The organism is Hydrogenovibrio sp. JE_KL2 (assembly GCF_009296185.1).
Lineage (GTDB): Bacteria > Pseudomonadota > Gammaproteobacteria > Thiomicrospirales > Thiomicrospiraceae > Hydrogenovibrio.
Window position 1 is genome coordinate 82,564 of the sequence record NZ_WBJR01000002.1, and the last position, 25,080, is coordinate 107,643.

The 25,080-nt window shown below is 47.4% G+C and carries 21 protein-coding genes; 11 read left to right on the forward strand and 10 right to left on the reverse strand.

Features of this window, described 5'->3' with window-relative positions; all coding sequences use genetic code 11:
• Positions 1–80: 80 nt before the first annotated feature.
• The gene (locus F8R13_RS04720) at positions 81–1,127 is read left to right on the forward strand and encodes a zinc-binding alcohol dehydrogenase family protein (protein WP_253806348.1); all 1,047 of its coding nucleotides are present in this window, start codon (positions 81–83) and stop codon (positions 1,125–1,127) included.
• A gap of 444 nt (positions 1,128–1,571) precedes the next feature.
• Here the strand turns inward: F8R13_RS04720 and recQ are convergent, their stop codons facing one another.
• Positions 1,572–3,401, reverse strand: a complete 1,830-nt coding sequence (gene recQ, locus F8R13_RS04725; RefSeq protein ID WP_152832188.1) for a DNA helicase RecQ — start codon at positions 3,399–3,401, stop codon at positions 1,572–1,574.
• Between the two features lie 575 nt (positions 3,402–3,976).
• Between recQ and F8R13_RS04730 the strand changes: the two genes are divergently transcribed.
• The 6 genes from F8R13_RS04730 to F8R13_RS04755 all read left to right on the forward strand — a co-directional run bounded on the left by F8R13_RS04730 (position 3,977) and on the right by F8R13_RS04755 (position 10,538).
• Positions 3,977–6,016 (forward strand): TonB-dependent siderophore receptor, encoded by a 2,040-nt coding sequence (locus tag F8R13_RS04730; RefSeq protein WP_152832189.1) that lies wholly within the window; start codon positions 3,977–3,979, stop codon positions 6,014–6,016.
• A 115-nt stretch (positions 6,017–6,131) separates the two neighbouring features.
• Positions 6,132–6,671, forward strand: coding sequence for a molybdopterin-dependent oxidoreductase (locus F8R13_RS04735; RefSeq protein WP_172967699.1), 540 nt, complete (start codon positions 6,132–6,134; stop codon positions 6,669–6,671).
• 22 nt (positions 6,672–6,693) lie between these two features.
• Entirely contained in the window at positions 6,694–7,728 is a 1,035-nt protein-coding gene (locus F8R13_RS04740; protein WP_152832191.1) for an ABC transporter substrate-binding protein, read from the forward strand.
• Positions 7,725–8,765: an LLM class flavin-dependent oxidoreductase gene (locus F8R13_RS04745; protein WP_152832192.1), complete on the forward strand. Its 1,041-nt coding sequence runs from the start codon at positions 7,725–7,727 to the stop codon at positions 8,763–8,765. Before F8R13_RS04740 ends, F8R13_RS04745 begins: the two co-directional genes overlap by 4 nt.
• Positions 8,762–9,769: an iron ABC transporter permease gene (locus F8R13_RS04750; protein ID WP_152832193.1), complete on the forward strand. Its 1,008-nt coding sequence runs from the start codon at positions 8,762–8,764 to the stop codon at positions 9,767–9,769. Before F8R13_RS04745 ends, F8R13_RS04750 begins: the two co-directional genes overlap by 4 nt.
• A gap of 1 nt (position 9,770) precedes the next feature.
• Entirely contained in the window at positions 9,771–10,538 is a 768-nt protein-coding gene (locus F8R13_RS04755) for an ABC transporter ATP-binding protein (protein WP_152832194.1), read from the forward strand.
• 54 nt (positions 10,539–10,592) lie between these two features.
• Here F8R13_RS04755 and F8R13_RS04760 read toward each other — a convergent pair whose 3' ends face one another.
• The 9 genes from F8R13_RS04760 to F8R13_RS04800 all read right to left on the reverse strand — a co-directional run bounded on the left by F8R13_RS04760 (position 10,593) and on the right by F8R13_RS04800 (position 20,546).
• Complete coding sequence (locus F8R13_RS04760) at positions 10,593–11,150, reverse strand: DUF3299 domain-containing protein (protein ID WP_152832195.1); 558 nt, start codon at positions 11,148–11,150, stop codon at positions 10,593–10,595.
• The gene (locus F8R13_RS04765; protein WP_152832196.1) at positions 11,150–12,403 is read right to left on the reverse strand and encodes an ABC transporter permease; all 1,254 of its coding nucleotides are present in this window, start codon (positions 12,401–12,403) and stop codon (positions 11,150–11,152) included. The genes F8R13_RS04760 and F8R13_RS04765 overlap by 1 nt, the downstream gene beginning before the upstream one ends.
• A complete protein-coding gene (locus F8R13_RS04770) occupies positions 12,400–13,089 on the reverse strand; it encodes an ABC transporter ATP-binding protein (protein WP_371414903.1) in 690 nt (229 codons plus the stop codon). The genes F8R13_RS04765 and F8R13_RS04770 overlap by 4 nt, the downstream gene beginning before the upstream one ends.
• A gap of 20 nt (positions 13,090–13,109) precedes the next feature.
• Positions 13,110–13,724 carry a DUF2796 domain-containing protein gene (locus F8R13_RS04775; protein WP_152832197.1) on the reverse strand — a complete coding sequence of 205 codons (615 nt, stop codon included), beginning with the start codon at positions 13,722–13,724 and terminating at the stop codon, positions 13,110–13,112.
• A 13-nt stretch (positions 13,725–13,737) separates the two neighbouring features.
• Positions 13,738–14,298, reverse strand: a complete 561-nt coding sequence (locus F8R13_RS04780) for a carbonate dehydratase (RefSeq protein WP_152832198.1) — start codon at positions 14,296–14,298, stop codon at positions 13,738–13,740.
• A 10-nt stretch (positions 14,299–14,308) separates the two neighbouring features.
• On the reverse strand, positions 14,309–14,767 hold the full coding sequence (locus F8R13_RS04785) for a transcriptional repressor (protein ID WP_152832199.1): 459 nt from the start codon (positions 14,765–14,767) through the stop codon (positions 14,309–14,311).
• An 11-nt stretch (positions 14,768–14,778) separates the two neighbouring features.
• Positions 14,779–15,981, reverse strand: coding sequence for a zinc metallochaperone GTPase ZigA (zigA, locus tag F8R13_RS04790; RefSeq protein ID WP_152832200.1), 1,203 nt, complete (start codon positions 15,979–15,981; stop codon positions 14,779–14,781).
• A 220-nt stretch (positions 15,982–16,201) separates the two neighbouring features.
• Positions 16,202–19,387 carry an efflux RND transporter permease subunit gene (locus tag F8R13_RS04795; RefSeq protein WP_152832201.1) on the reverse strand — a complete coding sequence of 1,062 codons (3,186 nt, stop codon included), beginning with the start codon at positions 19,385–19,387 and terminating at the stop codon, positions 16,202–16,204.
• Between the two features lies 1 nt (position 19,388).
• Entirely contained in the window at positions 19,389–20,546 is a 1,158-nt protein-coding gene (locus F8R13_RS04800) for an efflux RND transporter periplasmic adaptor subunit (RefSeq protein ID WP_253806349.1), read from the reverse strand.
• A gap of 211 nt (positions 20,547–20,757) precedes the next feature.
• Between F8R13_RS04800 and F8R13_RS04805 the strand changes: the two genes are divergently transcribed.
• The 4 genes from F8R13_RS04805 to F8R13_RS04820 are packed head-to-tail and all read left to right on the forward strand — an operon-like array spanning position 20,758 to position 25,079.
• A complete protein-coding gene (locus F8R13_RS04805) occupies positions 20,758–21,579 on the forward strand; it encodes an outer membrane lipoprotein-sorting protein (RefSeq protein WP_253806350.1) in 822 nt (273 codons plus the stop codon).
• A gap of 47 nt (positions 21,580–21,626) precedes the next feature.
• Positions 21,627–22,994, forward strand: coding sequence for an FtsX-like permease family protein (locus F8R13_RS04810; RefSeq protein WP_152832202.1), 1,368 nt, complete (start codon positions 21,627–21,629; stop codon positions 22,992–22,994).
• A complete protein-coding gene (locus F8R13_RS04815; protein WP_152832203.1) occupies positions 22,991–24,316 on the forward strand; it encodes an FtsX-like permease family protein in 1,326 nt (441 codons plus the stop codon). The genes F8R13_RS04810 and F8R13_RS04815 overlap by 4 nt, the downstream gene beginning before the upstream one ends.
• 37 nt (positions 24,317–24,353) lie before the next feature.
• Positions 24,354–25,079 carry an ABC transporter ATP-binding protein gene (locus tag F8R13_RS04820; protein ID WP_152832204.1) on the forward strand — a complete coding sequence of 242 codons (726 nt, stop codon included), beginning with the start codon at positions 24,354–24,356 and terminating at the stop codon, positions 25,077–25,079.
• The last annotated feature ends 1 nt before the right edge of the window (position 25,080 follow it).

Consider the following 25,080-nt stretch of genomic DNA (forward strand, 5'->3'; position numbering starts at 1 on the left):
GAAAATTGGAACAGCATTAGATACCGCTCAACACTGATTTAATATTGTCCGTCTCTGCACTGCAGGCAAAGGAGTTTGTGATGACAGCACCAATCCAACCGAACATTCCTGAAAAAATGAAAGCCATTGCCGCCCTGGCAGCAAAGGAAACCAATACCACCAAGAATCTGGTGGAAATTTCCCTGCCGACGCCGGTGCCAACCCACCGCGACATTCTGGTGAAAATCAAAGCCGTCTCCATCAACCCGGTAGATACTAAAATCCGCAAACGCCATGCTGCGCAATCTGACGATACCGACCCGAAAGTACTGGGTTGGGATGCCGCCGGTACAATTGTCGCCGTCGGCGATGAAGTGACGAACTTCAAGGTAGGAGACGATGTTTGGTATGCGGGTGAACTCACTCGCCAAGGCAGCAATGCCGAATATCAGTTGGTGGATGAACGCTTGGTGAGCCTCAAACCAAAGAGCCTGAACTTTGCCGATGCGGCAGCCATGCCACTCACTATTCTCACCGCATGGGAAATGCTGTTTGACCGCCTGCAAATCAAACAGGATGACAACAAATGCCTGCTCATCATCGGGGCTGCCGGTGGCGTGGGTTCCATCATGATTCAACTTGCCAAGCTGCTGACACAGAAAATCATTATCGGCACCGCTTCACGACCTGAATCCGAGGAATGGTTGAACGAAATGGGATGCCATCACATTATCAATCACCGCGAGTTGCTGGTACCCCAAATCAAAGAACTTCATCTGCCTGCGATTCCGACCATTGTCTCACTGAATCTTACCGGTCAGCATCTGGAAGAAATTGCAGAACTCATCGCCCCTCAAGGTAAGTTTGGTTTGATTGATGATCCTCTCACTTTTGATATTTCAGCCTTCAAACAAAAAAGCGTCTCGATTCATTGGGAATTTATGTACACCCGATCTCTATTCAAAACCGAAGATATGAGTCAGCAACACACTATCCTCAAAGAAGCGGCGGAGATGATAGACAGCGGTCGCCTCAAATCGACGATGAACCACCACTTCGGCAAGCTGACGTTGGAAAACCTCAAGGCCGCACATGAATTCATCGAAACCCATAGCGCCATCGGCAAAGTGGTACTCGAAGGCTTCTAGGCTGGAAAGAAGGCATGTCCAGCCAAATTGATTTTTTAGTCTTTTTTGATAAAAAGGATTTGCAATCTTAAAATCAGCATGTTCTAATATAGTCGTTATGTTTAGTAGTACATAACGAAACCAGCATAAGAATCGAGAAAGAATCACCAGATTTACGTTAGATTCATTAGGGTACTCAATTGGCTTCGCCAATTTTTTTATGCTGATCGTTATGCCCAACTGAACATAACGATTCTCATCTCTTCAGTTGAATAGATGGGGTACGACTCTCTTTAGTTTTTATATTTATCTGTCATTTAACTAAAGATTAGACCCAAGCCAGCTTGCCTGCCTTGGGTCTTTTTTTATAAGTCTTTTTTTATAAGTCTTTTTTTATGCCGATTTTTTATTTCTGGCATTTAGTCCGCCCACCCCAACCTGGTAGATTTTGACGAGACTTTTTGACTAAGCTTGACGCAGCAGATTTAAAAACTCGAAACCATAACGGCTGAGCTTGGTTTCGCCCACCCCGCTGATTTGCAGAAGTTCATGGTCATTTTTCGGCAGGGCGACCGCCATTTCCAGCAAGGTGGCATCACCAAACACCTGATAGGCAGGTTTATCTTCACTGTCGGCAATCTCTTTGCGTAAGGCTCTCAAGTTTTCAAAAACTTCTTGTTGAGATTCGGTCAACCCTTCTCGCGCAGTCGTCCGACCCAACCTGGCAGATTTTATCGATTTCACCCGGGGTTTTGCCAGTTGTAGTTCGACCTTACCTTTCAGCACATCCCCGGACGATGCGGTCAACTTCAACACCGAATAGTTGCGAATGTCCTGCATCAAATAGCCACGGTGAATCAGTTGACGGAAAATACTTTGCCACTCGGCAACCGAAAATTCTTTGCCGATGCCATAGGTGCTGAGCTGTTGATGTCCCGATTGGCGAATGCGTTCATTGTCCGCCCCTCGCAACACTTCAATCACATAGCTCATGCCAAAGCCTTGCTGTAAACGATACACGCAAGACAAGGCTTTTTGCGCCACGACCTTGCCGTCAAACAACACGGGCGGGTTCAAACACACATCACAATTACCGCAGGCATGGTGCATCGGGTCGCCAAAATAATTCAGCAGCACACTGCGCCGACAGGTCTGGGCTTCGGCAAACTCCACCATGCTGGCGAGTTTGAAACTCTCTATCCGCTTTTGATCTTCATTGGCGACCTGCTCGATAAAATGCCGAGCCGTCACCACATCCTGCGCGCCGTAAAGCAACAAGGCTTCCGATGCCAATCCATCCCGACCGGCGCGCCCGGTTTCCTGATAATAGCCTTCGATGTTTTTCGGCAAATCATAATGCACCACAAAGCGGACATTAGGCTTGTCGATGCCCATGCCGAATGCCACCGTCGCCACCACAATACTGACTTCATCGCGCATAAATTGCTGATGCACTTTGTGGCGTATTTCCGCCGGCAGCCCTGCATGGTAAGCCTGCGCGCGATAGCCTTTTTGTTGTAGTTGCAGCGCCACTTCTTCCACTCGCTTGCGGCTTAAACAATAGACCACACCACTTTCTTCCGCTGCATTTCGCTGATCCAAAAAATCAACCAACTGTTTAAAAGGCTGACGTTTTTCCAATACGGTATAGCGAATATTCGGGCGGTCAAATCCGATGACATGCACCTTGGGCGACTGCAACGACAAACGCTGCACGATATCCTCACGGGTGGCGGCATCGGCCGTCGCGGTCAGGGCAATAAAAGGCACTTGGGCAAACAGGTTGCGCAACTGACCGATACGACTGTATTCCGGCCTAAAGTCATGCCCCCACTGTGAAATACAATGCGCTTCATCAATCGCAAACAAACTGATTGGCAAGCTCTGCAACTGCTGGACAAAATCCTGATTCAACAATCTTTCGGGCGCGACATACAGCAAATCCAATTGCCCGGTATGGAGTTGCATCAACACTTGGTTGGCTTCTTCCAGACCGAGAGTTGAGTTGTAATAAGCCGCTTGCACACCATTCGCCTTCAACGCGCTGACTTGATCTTGCATGAGTGAAATCAATGGCGACACCACGATTGCCGTGCCTTCGCGCAACAAGGCAGGAATCTGATAACACAAGGATTTTCCACCCCCGGTCGGCATCAACACAAAGCAGTCTGCGCCCTGCATGACATCCTCAATCACTTCGATTTGATGCGAACGGAATTGGGTATAACCAAAGGTCGATTGCAGGCAATCCAAGGCCTGTTGCTGACAAAAAACAGAAGGGGACTCAAGTGACATAACGCGGGGAAAAAACCTAGATTTTGTTCAAGAAAGCAACTGGGTTATTGCTTTGTTTATTGGCAATATTATACCGCTTACAAGACTATTTATCGGCATCATTGCCAAACGAAGCACCCAACATTGAATGGGCGTTGAAAACCCTCACCGAGCGCCCTTTACCCCAACCTGGTAGATTTTCATAATGGAACCACTTGTAAGACCTTACCAATCATATAGTTAAATCAGCATTGCAAATTTAAAGACTATTGCATTTCCTATATTAGAGTGCTTTAATACTGACCGTTATATATTTTTATACATAACGGAATTTCCTTACGAAATTCCCATTAAATTGGCATTGCCAATTTTTTTATGCATACCGTTATGCTTTGTTAGCTATAGCGATTGATCGCAATGACAATTGCTGTAGCTTTCAGATCAAGTCTCTTTCAAGAGATGATGTAGAAGTCGAATGGCTGATAACTCGTTTCCATTATAAAAACCGGCGCGCTTTTCTATACAAAAGTAGCTTGGGACTTGGTAAGACCATCGATATGTACTTATATATATAAAGAACTTTGGAGCAATCAACAATGAACACAAAAACGGCAAAACTTTCGCTGGTTATCGCCGCTCTCATCAGCCAACAGGCTCTAGCGACAGACAAAGGACAAAACACTCAGAAAAATAGTGATGTTTTCAAACTGGGTACGATTTCGGTTTCTGGCGAGTCAGATAACGCAGGAACCGTCTCAACTGTCACGCCTGACGACATACGCGTAAAAGGAGATACCGATGTCGGTCAGGCTATTGAAGATATTCCTGGCGTCAGTTTACAGTTCGGTGGACAACGTGCAGAAACACGTGCAAGTATCCGTGGATTTGATTCACGACAAATCACCCTAAACTTGGACGGCATTCCAATCTACATTCCTTATGACGGTAATATCGACTTGAGCCGCTTTAGAACCAGTGATTTGAGCAAAATCGAAGTCACAAAAAGCTTAGGATCACTACTCGAAGGACCAAACAATATGGGCGGGTCTATTAACCTTGTAACCAAGCGCCCATCCAAACCTTTGGAAGTGAATGCGAACTTTGGTGTTGAAACAGGGAAAGATGGCCTATTCAAAAATGCGCAGGACATCCAAGTTGGTTCTCGCTTGTCCGATAAATATTATGTTACCGGCGGTGTTTCCCGTTTAGAAGGCAGCGATTTTCCGCTTTCTGACAGTTATTCTCCTGTCAATCCAACCGTACAAGGCAAAGGTAACCGCAACCACTCTGGAAGTGAAAGCTCAACCGGCAACCTGAAATTTGGGTTTACCCCAAACGCAACAGATGAGTATGCCATCAGCTACTACAAAACCCAGGGAACCAAGCAGTCGCCACCTTATGCCGGCGATACTGCGGCAACTGGACAATCCGTCCGTTATTGGGACTGGCCGCAGTGGGATAAAGAAAGCGTCTATTATGTAGGACGCACTCAAATCGGAAAAGGTTATTTGAAATCACGCCTGTTCTATGACAACTTTAAGAACAAGCTTTATTCATACAATGACGATACCTATACCACTATCACAAAAGGCTATGCCTTCCGTTCGCAATATGATGACCATAGCATTGGCGGCAGCCTAGAAGGCGGCGTGCCTATTGACAATCATATGATCAAAGCGGCACTGTTCATTAAGAATGATGAACATAAAGAGCGTGATCTGAAAAAAGACAACTCACCGTCTTCTTTTGACCAAAGCTGGCGTACCTACCAAGGCCACACCTATTCAGGCACGCTGGAAGATACGATTCAATTCTCAAAAAAAACCAGTCTGACACTTGGGTATCGTCATGATCTATACGAATTGACCAAAACAGATGACGGCGATCCCAACAACGACCCACATGGCTCACAGAACAAAGACAACTTCCAAATCAAAGCAGAGCATGAATTGGGAACGCACACTGTGTTTGCCGGCGTTTCCGCTAAGTCACGCTTCCCGAATATGAAAGATATGTTCTCTTATAGGATGGGTAAAGCCATACCCAACGTTAATCTGAAAGCCGAACAAGCTTTAAGTTATGAAGTAGGGTCAAAAGGGCACTTCAACAAACTTCGTTACCAAGCCAACGTTTTCTATTCTGATATTTCTGACGCCATTGAGTCGGTAAGCGTCGCCAACTCACTGTGCGGTGCAGGAGCTACCAGCTGTACACAAAATCAAAACGTCGGAAAATCTACTTCGTCTGGTCTTGAGTTGAGCATGGGCATGCCTGTCACGGAAACGGTAGATGTGAATTTGAGCTATTCCTATCTTGACCGTGTTTTGGCAGACAAGTCTTTAACGGCAACCAACGTGCCGAAAAACCAAGTGCACATTTCGTCCGACTGGTTTGCCACCTCGTCGCTCAACATGGGCGTTGATTGGGACTACATAGCCGATCAACAAACAAGCAGTGACGGTTCTCGCCCAGTGGCTGGGCACAACCTTTGGACTGCCCGTGCCGAGTATCAAATCAACAAACATTTCACCACAAACTTTGTGTTGAGAAATGTGTTGGATACCGACTACGAAGTTTCCGAAGGAGACCCTATGCCAGGCCGCTCATTATGGATGAACGTTAACGCTAAGTTCTAAAAGAACAACTACCAAAGAGAAAGCAAGACATCCTGTTTTTGCTTTCTCTCAAACAGTTTTGTCGATGACCTGTATTTGTCATCGACACCAATCAGACCTCAAAGGACAACTTAAAATGAAACAACTGGTTTTACGCCTAGTTTTTATAGGTTTCACTCTCTTAACCTCTGCTGCTTTTGCCAGTGACACTTCCGGCAAGATGAGCACTGAATTAAGCATTACAGGCTCCGTAGTTCACCCGTTAACCCTAACATTGGCCGACTTAAAGAAAATGTCTTCTGAAGAAGTGCGTGACCTACCGTTAATTTGCCAAAGCGGCGCCAACAAAGGTCATATTAATAAACTGACAGGCATTCCCCTCAAAACGTTACTGATAAGGGCTGGGCTCTTGGTCAAGCATCCAAAGGACTTTCGTAAACTGGCATTCATCGCTTATGCCACAGACAATTACTGGGTGACTTATTCTTGGGGCGAGATTTTCAACCGCGCCGATGGCAATAAGGTATTGGTCTATTTTGCAAAAGACGGCAAGCCTCTAGATCAAAGCGAAGGTCAGTTTGCCTTAATCTCATCAATGGACACTCACACAGGTGCACGCCAAGTGAAATGGCTACGCAAAATAGAAGTCCGCATGTTACAGCCCAAAACAGAATAAGAGTCTCAACCAGGTTCGCGATATGATTTTTCGTTACAAAACTTATCTAATCGGTCTTTTGGGCGCAATGGGGTTATTCATTAACCCTGTTGCCAAAAGTGCCGACTGTTTTTTAAAAAACGCACCTCAAACGGTCTACACCGCCACACCCGTTGCCACCTATCTATTGATGGTATTGGCACCAGAAAAACTCGCCGGTTGGAATTTTCCCGCTCCGCCACAGGCAAAAGGGATCTTTCCAGACAGCAGCTTCTCGAAACCTGTCATCGGTGGTTGGTTTGGCCAAGGCAGAACGCCCAACATGGAAAATTTAGTGGCGACCAAACCGCAGCTAATCGTCAACTCGGGAACTACCGTCAACCTTGAAAAACAGGCCTCCCTGAAACAATTTGGCATACCAGTATGCTCCCTGAAGTTGGACAGATTAGAAGATTATCCAACAGCCATCCGGCAGTTTGGTGTTTGGCTTGGTAAACCACAAAGAGCAAATACTTTAGCTGACTATACTCAAAAGCAAATCAAATGGTTAAGTGCACAAAAACACAAACTCCGCACAAACAACGTCCCGATGAAAACCGTCTACTATGCCGAGACCCCTAGCGGGCTTGCCACGGAATGCAGAGGCTCCATTCATTCCGAAGTCATTCCTCTCTCGGGCGCCATTAATTCACACCTATGCCCTGCTAGCTCGGGTAAACAAAACCGCTTCGGTCGCGTCAACATCAATTTCGAGCAACTTCTGGCTTATAACCCTGATGCCATTATTACGCAAGATGTAACTTTCTACCGTCAAGTGTATGTCGATGCCAAATGGCAAGCCCTGAAAGCAGTGAAAAACAAACAGGTGTTTCTTGTTCCGCAAACACCTTTCCGATGGATAGACCGCCCACCGAGCTTTATGCGCATGATCGCAGCACCATGGTTAATGCATAAACTTTATCCTGATCAGATTCAATGGAATGATATCCGCCAAACCAAGGAATTTTTTCATCTCTTTTTCCAGGTTTCCCTTACAGATGAGCAGGTTCAAACAATTCTCAACGGAAAAACACTATGAGCAGACAGACGGCATCTAAAATGCACATCGGCATCATGCTACACATGACCCCCGAGCACAATGAGTCTCCCGTTGAGGCTTATCAAAACTTTACTCACTTGGTACAAGTTGCCGAAGAACTGGGTATGGAAGAAGCTTGGGTGACCGAACATCACTTTAATGCTCATAGTTTGGCGCCTTCTCCTTTGATGCTGATGGCACACTTTCTGGCATCAACACAAAGGATGCGCTTTGGCAGTGCGGCGGTATTGATTGGCTTTCACAACCCCTTGTCCATTGCTGAACAGCTTGCAACACTGAGTACTCTATACCCAAATCGAGTCGTTGCAGGCTTTGCAAAGGGTGGCCCCTTTGAAGCTCAAAATACTGCTTTCAACATGAACGGCGAGCTTGGACGTTCACGGATGGAAGAAGCTGTGCCTGCCCTACTTAAACTCTTCAATACTGAAAATACCTCGCATTATGGCGAGCGTTATCAATGGCAGAATATTGACCTGCAACCCAAAACTCGACTCGGCCCTGAACACTTCTACCTTGCGACAGCTAAAGAGACTAGCATTCGTCTCGCTGCTGAACTTGAGCTAGGTTTAATGTCTGCACAGTTCTGGTCGACAGAGAAAATCCAAAACACCATCATGCTTTATCGCCAACACCACCGGAAAAATCATAAGCCCAATATGATGGTGTCACGTGGGTTATATATTGCCGAAAATATCAACACTGCCAAAGATATTGCATGGCAACACATTCAAGCTGTTCGGGCACACAAGCACCAATTGTTTGACAAAAAAGCGGGACCGATGACAAAACTATCGGAGGAGGAACTAATGGAAAACACCTTACTAGGAACGCCCGAGGACATTTTTTGCAAGCTTGAAAAGCTACATGAACTGGGTGTGACCAACCTTGCTCTCAACCCTTTGACTGCCAAACACAGTGAACGTACATATCAAATAAAACAGTTTATGCACGACATTTGGGAAGGTTTTACCGCTAAACACTTCAATGCAGATCGGGCGGAATCCCTGACTTCATGAATGCTCGTATCCTACTATTTTTTTTGCTGGTACTTATTGGCTTGGCGCTTTTATCGGTCACCATGGGACGCTATGATTTCTCTCCCGTGAGTAGCGTAACGCAACTACTCAGACACTTTGGCTGGCTATCGGGCAACATTGATCCAATGATGACTACTATCATGTTGGATGTCCGGCTACCAAGAGTCATCGCCGCTATTTTAATCGGCGCGGCATTAGCCGTGTCCGGCACGGCCTTTCAAGCCATGTTCATGAACCCACTCGTTTCACCCGGAATTCTAGGGGTTTTATCCGGTTCCGCTTTTGGTGCTTCACTGGGTATTCTCTGGTTCGATTCCTTATGGATGATGCAACTTTTCAGCTTTCTTTTTGGCATGGCTGCGGTTCTTGTCACATTGCTTCTTGCGAGCAATCAAACTCGAAATAATTTAACACTCTTGGTGCTTGGGGGCATGATTTCCGGCGCATTATTCAGTGCTTTATTGTCCATCGTCAAATATGTCGCTGACCCTTATGACAAACTTCCTGCAATCGTTTATTGGCTGATGGGTTCTCTTGCGAATGTTCAGGATAACTTACTGATATTTGTCGCACCGTTTATTTTATTTGGCATTATTTTGATGGCTCTGCAAGGACACACTCTAAACTTGCTTAGCCTTGGCGAGGATGAAGCGAAAACACTCGGTGTATCCGTTGAAACAAAACGGTTTCATATCATCATATTAGCAACCTTTCTGGCTGCTATTACCGTCAGTCTTGGGGGCATGATCGGTTGGGTAGGCTTGGTTATTCCCCATGTTGCCCGACTATTATTAGGTGCGGATAACCGCTTATTACTCCCTGCATCAGCCCTGCTTGGCGGCATTTATTTGCTAATGGTGGACAACCTCGCAAGACTCATGCTCAGCATCGAAATCCCTTTAGGCATTTTGACCGCGTTAATTGGATTGCCCGTTTTCGCTTGGGCACTACGGAACGTCAACAAAGGTTGGAGTAACACTTAATATGGCAGTCAGTCTTAACAAGCGCATCAATCATATTCATGCCACCTCCTTAGGCGCGCATCATGACGGTCAAATGGTTTTCGAGCAATTAGACCTCTTGTTGAAGCAAGGAGAAATCACTGCTTTATTAGGCCCTAATGGTTGCGGAAAAACCACGCTTTTACGTACGCTTCTCGGGTTGCATCCCAAAAGCGCTGGGAAAGTAATGTTTGGCAATCACCACGAACAACAACTTTCCCCAAAAGAAAAAGCTCAAATTATCAGCTATGTTCCTCAATATCATCGTCTGGCATTCGGCTACCCGGTGATTGAAATGGTTTTAATGGGAAGCATGGCGACTCAACCTTCATGGCAGCGCGCAAGCAAAGCCCAAAGAGAAGAAGCAGAATCACTGCTCGAAACGCTCAATATCGCTCATCTTAAGAATAAGCCTTACACAGAGCTCTCTGGAGGTCAACGTCAGCTGGTTTTGATTGCTCGTGCATTAGCGCAGAACACGCCGTTTATTTTTATGGATGAGCCGACCAATGGTCTTGATTTCGGCAATCAAATTAAATTACTGGAAAAAATTGGGGAACTTGGGCGCAGACGCCATGGCATCTTAATGACAACTCACCACCCTTCTCACGCGCTTCAAATGGCAGACAGGGCTTTGGTAATGAAGCAGGGTAAGCTTATACAGGACGGTCATCCGCAACAAATATTGGATGCGGAAACACTCTGCGACCTTTATCAGCTAACCGCCGCTCAATTACCCAAAATGTCTTAACCCAGAATGTTTTACCCCAACCTGGTAGATTTTTGAATACTTTTACCCGAGAAATCATCTCAGCCAAACATCATCTTTGTAAAGTTTGAGGTGGGCGTTCTTTAGCAAATAACCCGCATCGCCCATGTCGGTTTTGAAGTGTTGCAAGCTTAGCACCCCCGTCACTTCAAATGCGTAATCTACTTGGTGCATCCTAACGCCCTGGCCTTTAGCGGCTTCGACCATGACGGTCTGGTTGACAGGGGGCGGTGGAACATGGATACAGGCTCCAAAATAAGGCACTAACAGGAAGCGCGTAATCAGACCATTTTTAATGTCAATAGGGGCAATGTAACCGGCCAGCTTGACCTTTTTGCCGTCAAGTTTCGGATTCACGGGCGCGTTAGCGAGTTCAGCTTCGATCTTTTGTAAAATGGCCAGCCCTTCTTTGCTATTGTCGGGAAGCTCATTGATCCGCATGATGTCTTTTTCATATTTTTTCAGCAATGTTTTCGGGTCATAACCCGGCGGAATCAAGTCACTCCACTTGATTGGCTTTGCTTTATCGGCTGCCAATAAGGGAAAAGAAACCAATAACAGCAGGTATCCGACAAACCTAGTCAGGCGTCTCATCAAGAACTCAGTCCTTTATTCAAACTATTGCGGTAAGCAGCAATTCCCGGGATAAAACTAATCAGCACGGCTGCCAACCAACCAATACCAATAAATTGAAGTTGTTCAATGTCCGGCCAGACAGGCTGTACAAATAATCCGAAGTGCTCCGCAAGGTAAGGAGAAAATGCCGCTAAACCCGCATATAAAATCAACATTCCGAATAAGGTTCCCAACAGCATTATGAACAGTGTTTCTATGACAAACAATAATACAACATGATAACCGTGAATACCGACTGCTCGCAAAACGGCAATTTCATATTGCCGTTCTTTCAAAGTGCTGAGCAGCGTCATCAAAATACCCGTTAACCCTGCCAGAAACACCATTGCAGCAATGGCTAAGAGCGCCTGTTCAAAGGGTGACATGATTTGCCACAAGCTGGCTAGCGTTGCTCCCGGTAAAATGGCTAGCAGGGGTTCTTTTGTATAGTCATTAATAGCACGTTGCACTTTGAACGTCATCAATTCATTTTTCAAACCTAGCATCACTGCGGTCACTGTCTCAGGTTCCACAATCAGTTTCCGCGCCATCTCCGGCGAGATTTTCAATGGCGATTGCATACCGCCATGCCAATCGATATGAATGGCTTCTATCGCAGCCAATGAAACCTGAAGACTATTGTCCACCGGTGTTCCCGTGGCTTTTAAAATTCCGCTGACCCTAAAAGGTTTATCGGCATGCTTAGGGGTCAATGCACTGTCCGAGACCCCGTGCGCAAGAATGATGGTACTGCCTACTTTATAGCCGTACTTCTGTGCAACCTTGGCACCAAGTACCACGTCATAAAGGTCGTGAAAGGCATGGCCTTCACGGAAAAGCAATTTTTGCCCGTCACCATATTGGTAATAACGAAAGAAATCGGCTGTGGTTCCCACAACGCGAAAACCTCGATGGGAGTCTCCCAACGAGAGCGGCACTGCCCAGGCGACGTCAGGTCGGTTTTTCAAAGTCAAATACGCCTGATAGCCCATGTTATTGGTGGCATTGCCAATATGAAAAACACTGTAAAGCAGAAGGTTGATTGGGCCGCTGCGCGCACCAACAATCAAGTCCGTCTCGGACAAAGTGGTGAAAAAACTGTTTTTAACTTCTTTGCGCAGGGTATCAACCCCCAACAAGAGGACAACGCTAACGGTAATAGAAAAGGTCGCCAACAATAAGCTGGCTTTTCGACTCCAGGCACTTTTGATTGCGAGTAACAGCAGATTCATCCTTCGACCTCCTGTTTGGCAGCCTGATTCAACTGCGCCAAATCCACCTCGTGATGAAAGTGCTTTGCCAAACTGGCGTCATGACTGACAAAGACCACTGTCGATCCGGCTTGTTCGGCTGCGTTAAACAACCAATCCACAAATCGGTCACGATTGTCTGCATCCAATGCTGAAGTCGGTTCGTCGGCTATAATCAACTCAGGACGACCCATTAAAGCTCTGGCAATGGCGACTCTTTGCTGTTGACCGATACTGAGACGATTCACAGGTTGGGAAATAACCCCTTCAGGTAACCCAAATAAACCCATCCATTGCTCTGCCTGTTGCCTAGGCTGTGGCGCTCTGTCTCGTCTGTATCTGGAAAAATTAAGGGGCAACAAAATATTGTCCAATGTAGAGAGATAAGGCAACAGGTTAAACTGCTGGAAAATCACCCCCAAATGATCGCCGCGAAAACGATCACGCTTCATCGCTGACAGCGAAGACAACTCCGTATTCAACACTTTTAGAGTGCCGCTTTCCGCCACCAAAATTCCAGACAACAAATTGAGCAGGGTAGTTTTACCACTTCCGCTTGGCCCTTTGATAAACAGGTGTTGCCCCTGCTCCACCACTAAAGAAGGCAGCGACAGACAATCCTGCGTTTGTCCTGACCAACGATAGCGAAGTTGGTTGATGTCAATCACCCGATTATTCACTGCCGATTTCACTTTAATAATGCAGAAGTATTCTGTCTAGACAGCGTAGCGGCGGATTGTTTATTGTTCACTACCCACTGCGCCCGGACTTGCTCAAGATGTTGCCAACTCATGAACAACCCGTCTAAATCAAGGGAGGATAAGTCCAGGGGGGCTTTACAGGTAAAGCTGTAATCGGCATCAATATCGGCATGATGGTGGTGCTCATGGTGGTGCTCATGGTGAGCATCATGGTCGGCATCATCATGGTGCGTTGCCGCCTCATTTGCTTCCTTTCTTGCTTCAGCTTGGGCGTGAAAAGGATTATCCACATCAACGCTCTTCAGCTCACACTGAGCTTCTGCGTTAAATCTGATCAACAGCTTGCCATCTATTTGCTTCCCCGAAGATAACGCCTGCAAATGCGTTTTCACCAATGCCTCTTCAGCTTCCGTAACCGGCGCATGCTCAAAACCAAACACGTTGTATGCCGGGGAGTGAATCGACAGCAAAAGCTTTTCGCCAGACTGCGCCAAAGTCAAGTTGGCAACACCATGCTCGTGCGCTTCATGGGCTTCTGATTGAGCGGCAAGTAATGGCATCCCGGTCAAAAAACCGATGGTTAACAAAGTCAGAAGACGCATAATGGGTTCCCCGTTAAAATTCGTTTTGAATGGCTTTGTAGCCGCTGACCAATTTATTATTGGTTTCCACTACTGACTCGGAAAATTCCGACATCTTAATCGTTTTTTTCGGAAACTGAGTTAAGTCAGTATCTCTATCAATATGCGCTGTGGAAGGGACATAAAACCCTTCAGGTAACTCACAACTTTCCACCACCGAGTTGTGGCGAACCACGGCTTTATCACCGACATAACAATTAAACAGTACACTGTTAAAACCGATAAACACCCCTGCCCCCACTCGACAAGGACCATGAATAATCGAGCGATGAGCAATGGACGTTCGCTCGCCAATAGAAACTTCCGCTCCAGCTTTGGAATGAATCACCACACCATCCTGAATATTGGAATGTGCGCCAATGACAATGGCTTCCATTTGTTGGTTGTCATCCAATTCATCCGCACGAATAACCGCATAAGGTCCTATGAATACATTTTCTTTGACGATAATTTTTCCGCATAAAATCGCAGTTGGGTCAACAAAGGCAGAAGGATGAATTTGCGGTAAATCACCACTTGGATTTCGTCTAATCATGACAGGGTTCCTAAATTGCAGTCTGACATTTCTGGCAAGTGCCATGAATTTCTAGACTCGGCTGATCAATATGAAAATGCGTTTGTTCGGCATTATGTTGTATTGCCGACCAGAGGGAACCAGCTAAAGGGGTTTCTTCAATGCTGCCACAGTGATCACACATCAAAAACTGGGTCAATTCACTATGAGGTTCATTATGAATATGATGACAAGCGACATATTGCCGTGTAGAGGCAAGGCGATGAATCAAGGATTGAGATTCTAAAAAGTTCAACGCGCGATAAATCGTCATCGGCTGGGTACCACTTTGCTCGTCGGCCTTATAGTGTTCCAATAACTCGTAAGCACTGACAGGCTTGTCCAACATCAGCAGTAACCTCAGCACCTTTTCACGAATCGGCGTCAAACGTTGCCCCTGTTGTTGACAGGTGATTCGAGCTTGTTGCAAGCGTTTATCAAGTTCAGTCATATCTATGTCCCTTAAGCGCCGGTGCTATAGGGTTGTTCAAACGGATCTTCCATTTGCATCCAGTAAGTCGCGCCGGCATAAAGTTCTTCTTCGGTCAATAAACAGGATTCTAATTGTTTTTTGGTGGCTTGTTCGTCTAATCCTTGTCCGATAAAAACCAGTTCTTGGCGCATATCACCAAAAGGTTCCACCCATTTCGATCGAATGAAAGCGCGAGACTCTTCGTCTGTCGGCCAACGTTCCTCGGGTACAGCCTTCCAGAACATACCGGCCCAGTGGTGATGTGCGATACCGCCTGCCTGACTCCAGATGCCGGCCATCTGAGGTTGACTGGCTATCCAGAAGTAACCTTTGGAACGAATCAACTTTCCGGTTTCCCAAGGTTGCGTGAGAAAACGATAGAACTTCAATGGATGAAAAGGCTTACGAGCGGTAAAAGTAAAACTCCCTATGCCATATTCTTCCGTTTCCGGCACATGTTCTCCACGCATTTCCTTCAACCAACCAGGGGCTTGCTGGGCTTTTTCAAAATTAAACTTACCTGTGTTCAGCACCTTTTCCAACGGAACATTGCCTTTTGACATGGTCAGAATTTCCGCATCAGGATTCAGTGAACGCAAAATCGCACTCAATTCTTCGACTTGTTCTAAGGTCATCAAATCGGTTTTACTGATAAGCAAAATATCGGCGAATTCCACTTGGTCGATCAACAAATCAGCCACACTACGCTGATCTTCTTCTCCCAAACTCTCGCCTGCTTCCTGCAAAGATTTTGCCTGACGGAAATCCTTCAGAAAATTCCCACCATCCACCACGGTGACCATGGTATCCAGCAAGGCGACATCAGACAAAGAAGTACCGTCTTCATCCTCAAAAGTAAAGGTTTCAGCAACCGGCAAAGGCTCTGAAATACCCGTCGATTCAATCACCAGATAATCAAACTTACCGGATTTCGCCAACTGCGAAACCTCTATCAATAAATCCTCACGCAAGGTACAGCAGATACAGCCATTAGACATCTCCACCATCTTCTCTTCAGAACGATTCAACGAAACTTCACCTTCCACCAGGCTAGCATCTATATTGATTTCGCTCATATCATTGACGATCACCGCCACCCGCAGGTTGTCTCGGTTATTTAACAGGTGGTTCAGTAGAGTGGTTTTTCCAGCCCCTAAAAAGCCGGATAGAACGGTAACAGGCAATTTTTTCATCGTAGCATCCAATCGATATTATTCGGTCTTATTCGCGTATTTTTGATATGTTATAACATAACACTTAAATTGCAATATGCAATATGCAATATGCAATAATAATTAAATACCGCTCTCTTCTAAAGCAGTCATCAAATGGATGATAAAAAATAGAACGATGCGTGCCAGGAACAGAATTAATCCACCCCCAACCTGGTAGATTTTTAATGCTTTGCTCGACTTACCCTTCGGGCGTCGAGTGCTTCGTTTCTCGACTTACCCCTTCGGGCGTCGAGTGCTTCGTTTCCGTACCTTGGTAGTCCTGCAAAGCGGCTTCGAGTTTACGTGTGGATTGCAGCGGTGAACCACTGCGTTTTGCCAATAACGCATAGGCAACCGGAATCACGAACAGGCTCAACAGCGTAGAGAAACTCACCCCCCAGAAAAGCACATCCCCCAGAATCTGACGGGATTCCGACCCCGCGCCACTGGACAACATCAGCGGCACAGTACCTGCGACCGTGGCGATGGACGTCATCATAATCGGGCGAAAACGCAGTTGCGTGGCCGTCACCAATGCCGGATACAAAGACAGCCCTCTATCGCGCAATTGGTTGGTGAATTCGACAATCAAAATCCCGTTTTTGGTCGCCAGACCAATCAACATCACCATGGCAATCTCGCTGTAAATATTGAACGTCAGGCCATAAGCCTTCATGGCAAACACCCCGCCTGCGAGTGCCAGCGGCACGGTGAGCATAATGACAAAGGGTTGCACGAAACTTTCAAACTGCGCCGACAGCACCAGGAAAATCACCACCAAACCGAACAGGAATACAAACGCCATTGAGCTTGAAGAAGATTGGAAATCTTTTGAATCTCCCTTGTAGTCGATGGTCGCATCATCCGGCAGGGTTTTGCGGGTGAGTTTATTGAGGTAATCCAATGCCTGCCCAAGCGAATAGCCTTCGTCCAGTTTCGCGGACAGGGTAATCGACTTGATCCGGTTGTAGCGATACAAACTGGAAGCCACCCCTTCAACTTTCGTGGTGACGAACATCGACAGCGGCACCATGCCATTGGTCGTGGCAGAACGCAGATAAATCTGCTCCAAATCCTGCGGCGTCTTGAACCACTTGGAATCGGCTTTGAGAATGATGTCGTACTCTTCGCCGTTGTATTTCACCGTGGTGACTTTTTTACTGCCGAGAAGTGTCTGCAAAGTCTCGCTGATGTCTTGATAAGTGACGCCCAAAGCCTTGGCTTTGTCATAATCCACGTGCAAACGCAGTTGCGGCTTATTGGGTTCAAAATCCCAATCCAAACTGTTCAACCCGGGATTGGTTTTAGCGATGGCATCTTCCATCTTCTCTTTCCAATCCGCCAGCACTTTATAGCTTGGACCACCGATAACAAATTGCACCGGTTTTTGAATACGCCCACCAATGGCAGAACGCATCACCGGAATCGCCTTCACCCCGGTTAGATCGGAAAGTTTTTGATGCACTTCTTTCATAATCGTAAAGGCGGATCGACGCTCCGACCAGTCATTCAACACCACAATCACGAAACCGGAATTGAAGATTTCCGAGTTACTGAACGAACGTGGCGCACGCACCAACAAACGCTTGGCTTCGCCATTGTTCACCAACGGCATCAGGCGTTTTTCGATTTCCGCCATGTAACTTTGCATATAGTCAAAAGTCGCACCCTCAGGGCCTTTAACCATCACGAAAAACACGCCTCGGTCTTCTTTCGGCACATATTCTTTCGGCACATCTTTACCGAAGTACAGCATACCTGCCGACAACACCGCCAAAATCGACAGCATCACCCAAGGATGTCGCAGGTTTTTAATCAGCAGTTTTCTAAACCAGAACAGACGTTTATTCGCTTTGCCCTGCCTCACTTCGCCAGTAACGGCATCAACCCTGCCGACACTATCGGCTTTTTTCTTGAGGAGAATGGACGCCAAGGCAGGCGACAGACTCAGTGCCACCCACATGGAGAAAATCACCGCCACCGCGAGGGTCACGGCGAACTCGGAGAAGAGCCGCCCGATATTGCCTTCCAAAAAGCCGATCGGTAGGAACACCGCGACCAGTACCATGGTGGTGGCCAGCACGGCAAAACCGACCTGACGGGTTCCCAGGTAGGCGGCGGCAATCGGCTTATGTCCCATCTCGATATGACGTTGCGTGTTTTCCAATACCACGATGGCATCGTCCACCACCAAGCCGATTGCCAGCACCAGTGCCAACAAGGTCAGTAGGTTGACGGAGAAGCCAAGCATCCACAACACCCAGAAGGTCGCCATAATCGACACGGGCAAGGTTACCATCGGCACCATCGCCGCGCGGAAACTGCGCAGGAACACCAGCATCACGCCTACCACCAGCACTAAGGCAATGGCAAAGGTTTTATACACTTCATTGATGGCTTCTTGAACAAATACCGAAGCATCATAGCTGGAATGGAGTTTCAAACCTTCCGGCAAGGTTTTGTTCACCAAGTCTTTGCGTTCACGCGCCAGTTTTGCCACGGTTAAGGTGTTGGCGGTGGATTGTTTTACAATACCAATACCCACCATTGGAATCCCATTGCCATTAAAGATACGGCGGCGCTCCACCGCGCCCATATAAACCTGTGCAATATCACTTAAGGTAACTTGACCGATTTGCTTGTCCTGTTTGACCACGAGATTTTTGAAGTCTTGCACCGTTTGCATCGGTTTATCGACTTGCAGGTTGAGCATTACTTGACTGCCCTGCAAAGAACCGATTGGCAACTCAACATTGGCGGAGCGCAGTTGGTTTTCCACATCTTGCGTCGTCAGGCCGTAGGTCGCCATTTTTTGCGGATTTAGCCAAATACGCAATGCCAAAGATTGTCCACCGCCGACTCGAACATTCGCCACCCCGTCCAATACGGAAAAACGGTCTACGATATAGCGTTCGGCATAATCGGTGAGCTGCGGTACCGTCATACGGTCACTGGCAAGGTTGAACCACATGATCGGGCTGGCATCGCTATCGGCTTTCTGAACCTGCGGTGGATCCGCCTGTTCCGGCAAGTTATCTGTTACACGTGAAACTCGGTCACGAATATCATTTGCCGCATCATCAATATCACGGTCAATGGTAAACTCTACCTTGATGCTTGAACGCCCGTCAGACGATGTGGAATCAATGGAATCTATCCCCGCCACCCCGGAAATCTGATCTTCAATGACTTTGGTGATGCGGTTGTCCACCACATCGGCAGAAGCGCCGAGATAATCGGTGGTGATGGTGACAATCGGTGGATCGACATTCGGGTATTCCCGCAAACTCATGCGGTCAAAAGACATCAGGCCAAATGCGAACAACAACAGAGAGACAACGGCAGCAAAGACCGGTCTTTTAACGGACGTATCGGAAACCCACATATTATTTCACCGCCGCTTCGCCGGATGAGTGCTTCGCTTTTTTCATCGGTGCCAGTAGTTGCGATTGCGGTTGGTCGGTTTGCATCACCTTGATTTTCACCAACGCCCCCGGACGTAAACTCATGATGCCTTGACTGACAATCACATCACCGGAGGCAATCCCTTTTAATACTTGTGTTTGCTTGAAACCGCGATCTCCGGTTTGGATTTCGACCCTTTCCATCTGATACAGTTCTTTGTTCTTGATGGGTTTCAAACGGTAAACGAACTGGTGATCGCCAATCGCCAAAATCGCACTGGAAGGAATGCGCAACTGTTGCTGGGGTGGCATCAATAATTGCGCTTCAACCACCATATTCGTCTTCAGTTGATTTTGCGGATTGGCGACTCTGGCTTGCAGTTGAACCATACGCAAATTGGATTGCAACCTAGGGGCAATGGCGAACACAGCGCCCTTGAAAACCTGATTTGGGAAAGATGCGGTACGCAACTCCACCGGTTGACCGACTTTCAACTGGCTCAGGTAACGGCTCGGCAATAGGAGCTCTACTTTCATCTGACTGGTGTCGTCCAAACTGACAATGGTCGAACCAGCAGGCACATAGGCGCCAACACTGAACTGATGAAACCCGACCTGCCCGGCAAAAGGTGCATACAAACGTCTGTCGGAAATTTGGGCTTCAATGACTTTGCGTTTGGCGACCGCCGTTTTCCAATCACTGTAATACTGGTCAACCATCGCCTTGGTGACATTACCGCGCCCTTCGACCTCTTTTACCCGGTCATACTGTCGCTTGGCTTCTTCCGCCACCTCTTTCGCCTCTTCCAACAACGCCAACTGCTCTTGGGCATTCAACTCTACCAACAGCTGGCTTTTGCGAACCATCTGTCCATCCTGGAAATGTAAGCCTTTCAAGACTTCTGAAACGGATGCGGCAATATTAACGGAATCCTTTGCCTGCAAACTTCCCAAGGCACGTAATGTCTGCTGAACCGGTTTGGGTTTAACCTGGTATGCAATCACTTCGACCGCTTTTGGCGCCGGCTTTTCTGCCGCCGACACACTGGCACTCAATACAAGACCTGTCAGGATGCCGAAAAGTAAAAACGAGTGGAAAAAAATGCGCGAAAAGAATGCCATAAAAATAAGAAGTTCCAAGGATCATTCCATGCATGATTGCCGGAATGAAAAACATTACCAAATGAAAATAATTGTAGGTCGTAACCCACTTTTTTGCAAAGAAATATCACCGACAATTATGATCGATTCGTGGAGATTTTGAGCAGTTTCAGCAGGTAATTTGACTCTGTTGGATGCGGTGTTTAGAATCCATGCATAACACCCACTTTTTCTGGGGAGAAATTTTCTGATGGAACAGTCCTTTTTACGCCTTGACCGATGCAGGATGCGTCGTCTCTATCAAGGCTTTTCAATTCCTTTTCTGGCTCTTTTTCTATTTGCGACCTATACCACTTGCGCGACGGCTGCAGAACCATCGGACAAAGTCGATATTCAGGCGTTGGTTCGTCATGTAGACAACCTATGGCGCGGCACCACGTCCCATGCCGATATGACCATGACGGTGAAAACCCGTCACTACCAACGCAAGCTCACCCTTGAAGCCTGGTCTCGCGGCATGGAAAACTCGCTGGTCGTCATTCAAGCCCCTATCAAAGACCGTGGCATTGCGACTTTGAAAGTCGGTGAAAACATCTGGAACTATCTGCCTAAGATCAATCGCGTCACCAAGATTCCCCCCAGTATGATGTCCGGTTCCTGGATGGGCAGTCACTTCACCAATGACGACTTGGTGAAGGAAAACACTTTTGAAGCGGACTATAACGTCAGCCTGACCTTCTCCGGCATGCGTGACGGACAAAAGATTTATGAAATCACCGCGCTGCCTAAAGAGAATGCCGCCGTCGTTTGGGGTAAAGTGGTAATGGATGTCATCCAATCTTCACTGACACCGACACGCGCCGACTATTATGACGAAGACGGTAAGTTAATTCGCCGCATGACTTTCAGCGACTTCAAGAAGGTGGACGGCAAAATCGTGCCGATGATTATGAAACTGCAACCAGAAGACAAGCCGACGGAATCCACTGTGCTCGAATATAACAAGATTGAATTCAATGTGTCGGTTCCGCAAAGTTTCTTTTCACTGCAATCCCTCAAAAGAAGGCATTGAAAGAAGACATTGAAATGAAGACCTCAACAGAGACTTAAAGCTACGTCATGAAAACGCCCAGTCCCGAATTCCAGCCCACTCACGCCAATCACGGATCGGGGTTTTTTCGTATGCTGCTGTTTATCTCTTGGCGAAACATCTGGCGTAACCCCATACGAAGCCTACTCACTGTTTCCGCACTGTCAGGTAGTTTGGTGATGCTGATTCTCTACTCAGCCCTGCTCGAAGGCATGTCCGACCAGATGGTGAGTTATGCCACCGACATTTCCACCGGAAAGCTGCAAATCCACCGTAAAGCCTACCTTGACGACCAAGACCTCTACGCCACCCTATCATGGCAGACACTGAACCAGCTGGAAAAACAAAACCCTGAACTTAAATTCGCGCCAAGACTTTATGCAGCAGGCTTGGCAAGCTCCAAACAAAACTCCACCGGCGTGTTGATTGAAGCCGTCGACCCAAAACAAGAAAACCAAGTCACCCATTTGCTTGAACACCTCCGCAACGGCAAAACCGACTTAAGTATGGCGCCCATCAAAAATGACACACAAGACGAAATCAACCCCGAAGGTTATGGCGTTTTGGTGGGTACGCAACTGGCGAAAAATCTGCAACTGACGCTCGGCAGTGAATTGATTTTGATGACTCAGGCTGCCGACGGCAGTATCGGCAACGCCTTGTATAGAGTCACCGGCATACTCAGCCCGTTTGACCCTAACTTTGATCGCATGGGCGTTTTGATGTCTGTGCCCGCCTATCAGGATTTGATGGCAATGCAAAACGGCATGCATGAAGTCGCCATCAAAACACCGGAAGATGCCGACTTAACGAAAATCCAACAACACTTGCTACAACAACTGGCTCAGATTTCCACTCAACAATTAAAGTCGGGAGACACACTTAAAAATCTAGGTGGGAAATTTGTTGTCGAAACCTGGAAACAACTCAACCCATCCGTTGCCAGCATGCTGTCACTCAGCCGCTCCATGCTACTGATTATCGGCGTTATCGTTGTCAGCTTGGCGGCTTTGGGTATGATTAACACCCTGATGATGGCGATTCACGAACGCACCCATGAATTCGGCATACTGCTCTCCATTGGCTTAAAACGCTGGGCAATCTTGGTGATGATTTTACTGGAATCCCTTTATCTGGCTGTCTTATCTGCCATCATCGGTGCCGTGGTTGGCGGCGGCATAGCACTCCGTTTTGAACATCACGGCATTGACTTCAGCAGCCAGCTACCGGACGGCTATGATTGGGCAGGTGTCGTGTTCGAACCCATCATGAAGGGATCGATTTCTATGGATCAAATCTGGCAAGCTGTCATCCTGATGCTGGTATTGACCGTTATTGCCTCTTTGATTCCGGCACTGCGCACGCTAAAACTGAACACAGCGGAGGCGATACGATGAATCCAGCCAGTGAAACCACAACACGTACAACCCCAACCTGGCAGATTTTAATCACCACGCTGGGCACCATGGCATGGCGAAATCTTTGGCGTAACCGCAAACGTACCGTCATCACTTTAAGCTCAATCGCCGTCGGTTTCGCCTTGGCGGTACTTTTCATCGGCATTGGCGACGGTAGCCACAACTCAATGATTCGTAATGCCATTCAGCTTGGTGAAGGTCATCTCACCGTGCAACCGAAAGACTATCAGGCGGCACCGAGCAACCACTCTTTCCTCCACAATGGCAAGCAACTGGTCGCGGCAATTAAGGCGCTTGACCTGCCTGGAAAGGTGATGCCGAGAATATCCATCCAAACGCTTGCGAGTACGGCCAACAACTCGGTGGGGGCAGGGCTACTCGGCATCGAGACGGAAAGCTCACTGCACCACCCGCTTGATCCCATGGCGGAGAAACTCAAACCCACGCTTATTTCCGGCGCATGGTTAACATCTGACGATGAACGTGGCGTGATTATCGGCTCTGGCATGGCTCGTAAACTCAAGGCAAAAATAGGCAGCAAGATTGTCTTGATGGCGGGTAAAAAAGGCGGCGACTCGCAGGCTTATCTAGCCAAAGTTCGAGGTATCTTCCATGCCCCGATGGATGAGATGAATGATTTCTTCATTGTCAGCCACTTGTCTTTTGCCCGCCAATTTCTGATTGGTGAAGGCGGAGACGCTTTCCGCGAGCCGCTTACCCGTATCGCGATTTTCTTGCAGGATCCTGACACACAGGATGCTTGGAAACAAAAACTGAAAGGCTTGCTGAAAAACGACCATAACCTGGTCGTGCTCGACTGGCAGGAAATGATGCCGCAACTGATTCAATTCATTGCACTGGATAATGCAGGGAACTACGTCTTTCTGATATTCATATTGATTATGGTGGTTTTCGGTATTTTAAACACGGTGTTGATGAGCGTACTGGAACGCACGCGGGAGTTTGGTCTATTGAGAGCCTTGGGCATGAACCGTCAACATTTGTTGTTATTGGTGTTGTTCGAATCCCTCTTTTTGAGTTTACTGGCCATCATCGCCGGTTGGTTGCTGGGGGGACTGACCCACTTATGGTTCAGTCATCATGGCATCGACTTCTCGTCGTTTATGGAAGGTGGAACCAGTTTGATGGGCACAATGATGGACCCTATCATCTACACTGAACTCTCTTGGGATCGAGTGAAACAATTGACGGAAATTGTCTTTATTACCACCATGGTAACGGGCATTTACCCTGCCGTTAAAGCGGCTAAAGTCACACCGATAGAAGCCTTGCGAACTTGAAGCAAGTTGACGAATCGCCAAAGGAATAGGAAAAAATATGTCAGACAACTTAGAGAACAAGAACCCTCAGCAGGAGGGTTCACCACTATTGTCGCTGGAGCATATCAATAAGTTCTACCAGCAAGGCGAGCTACAGGTCGAGGCGTTGACGAATGTTAACCTGACCGTTCAAAAAGGCGAGTTTGCGGCACTGGTCGGTCCTTCCGGTTCTGGTAAAACCACGCTGCTGAACATCATCGGTGGCTTGGATAGACCTTCTGAAGGTTCGGTCAACCTTAACGGCATTGATATGACGCAATTGTCCGAATCGGACTTATCCAATTTCCGTCTGTATCAACTCGGCTTTATTTTCCAAGCCTACAATCTGGTTCCGGTTTTGAATGCATTGGAAAATGTTGAGCTGGTAATGGTATTGCAAGGTGTGGATGAAAAAGAACGCCGGACTCGCGCCGAACACTATCTAGGGTTGGTTGGGCTGCAAGATGTAATGCATCGCCGTCCGGCGGCACTCAGTGGCGGACAACAGCAACGCGTTGCCGTCGCCCGTGCTTTAGCGGCAAACCCAATGCTGGTATTGGCGGACGAACCCACCGCCAACCTCGACTCGGAAAATGCGTTTGCACTGTTGGACATCATGCACAAGCTATCGCATGAAGAGCAAACCACCTTCTTGTTTTCGACACACGATCCTCGCGTGATGGAACGGGCGGAACGCATTATTCGATTACGTGACGGTAAAATCGAACACGATGGTAAAGGCTAAC

Excerpts from the sequence above, each read along its gene's own strand:
- F8R13_RS04765 (WP_152832196.1), bottom strand. The coding sequence starts at position 12,403 with ATGAATCTGCTGTTACTCGCAATCAAAAGTGCCTGGAGTCGAAAAGCC.
- F8R13_RS04775 (WP_152832197.1), bottom strand. The coding sequence starts at position 13,724 with ATGCGTCTTCTGACTTTGTTAACCATCGGTTTTTTGACCGGGATGCCA.
- F8R13_RS04745 (WP_152832192.1), top strand. The coding sequence starts at position 7,725 with ATGAGCAGACAGACGGCATCTAAAATGCACATCGGCATCATGCTACAC.
- recQ (WP_152832188.1), bottom strand. The coding sequence starts at position 3,401 with ATGTCACTTGAGTCCCCTTCTGTTTTTTGTCAGCAACAGGCCTTGGAT.
- F8R13_RS04805 (WP_253806350.1), top strand. The coding sequence starts at position 20,758 with ATGGAACAGTCCTTTTTACGCCTTGACCGATGCAGGATGCGTCGTCTC.
- F8R13_RS04780 (WP_152832198.1), bottom strand. The coding sequence starts at position 14,298 with ATGATTAGACGAAATCCAAGTGGTGATTTACCGCAAATTCATCCTTCT.
- F8R13_RS04735 (WP_172967699.1), top strand. The coding sequence starts at position 6,132 with ATGAAACAACTGGTTTTACGCCTAGTTTTTATAGGTTTCACTCTCTTA.
- F8R13_RS04785 (WP_152832199.1), bottom strand. The coding sequence starts at position 14,767 with ATGACTGAACTTGATAAACGCTTGCAACAAGCTCGAATCACCTGTCAA.
- F8R13_RS04740 (WP_152832191.1), top strand. The coding sequence starts at position 6,694 with ATGATTTTTCGTTACAAAACTTATCTAATCGGTCTTTTGGGCGCAATG.
- F8R13_RS04810 (WP_152832202.1), top strand. The coding sequence starts at position 21,627 with ATGAAAACGCCCAGTCCCGAATTCCAGCCCACTCACGCCAATCACGGA.
- F8R13_RS04720 (WP_253806348.1), top strand. The coding sequence starts at position 81 with ATGACAGCACCAATCCAACCGAACATTCCTGAAAAAATGAAAGCCATT.
- zigA (WP_152832200.1), bottom strand. The coding sequence starts at position 15,981 with ATGAAAAAATTGCCTGTTACCGTTCTATCCGGCTTTTTAGGGGCTGGA.
- F8R13_RS04795 (WP_152832201.1), bottom strand. The coding sequence starts at position 19,387 with ATGTGGGTTTCCGATACGTCCGTTAAAAGACCGGTCTTTGCTGCCGTT.
- F8R13_RS04760 (WP_152832195.1), bottom strand. The coding sequence starts at position 11,150 with ATGAGACGCCTGACTAGGTTTGTCGGATACCTGCTGTTATTGGTTTCT.
- F8R13_RS04815 (WP_152832203.1), top strand. The coding sequence starts at position 22,991 with ATGAATCCAGCCAGTGAAACCACAACACGTACAACCCCAACCTGGCAG.
- F8R13_RS04820 (WP_152832204.1), top strand. The coding sequence starts at position 24,354 with ATGTCAGACAACTTAGAGAACAAGAACCCTCAGCAGGAGGGTTCACCA.
- F8R13_RS04750 (WP_152832193.1), top strand. The coding sequence starts at position 8,762 with ATGAATGCTCGTATCCTACTATTTTTTTTGCTGGTACTTATTGGCTTG.
- F8R13_RS04730 (WP_152832189.1), top strand. The coding sequence starts at position 3,977 with ATGAACACAAAAACGGCAAAACTTTCGCTGGTTATCGCCGCTCTCATC.
- F8R13_RS04755 (WP_152832194.1), top strand. The coding sequence starts at position 9,771 with ATGGCAGTCAGTCTTAACAAGCGCATCAATCATATTCATGCCACCTCC.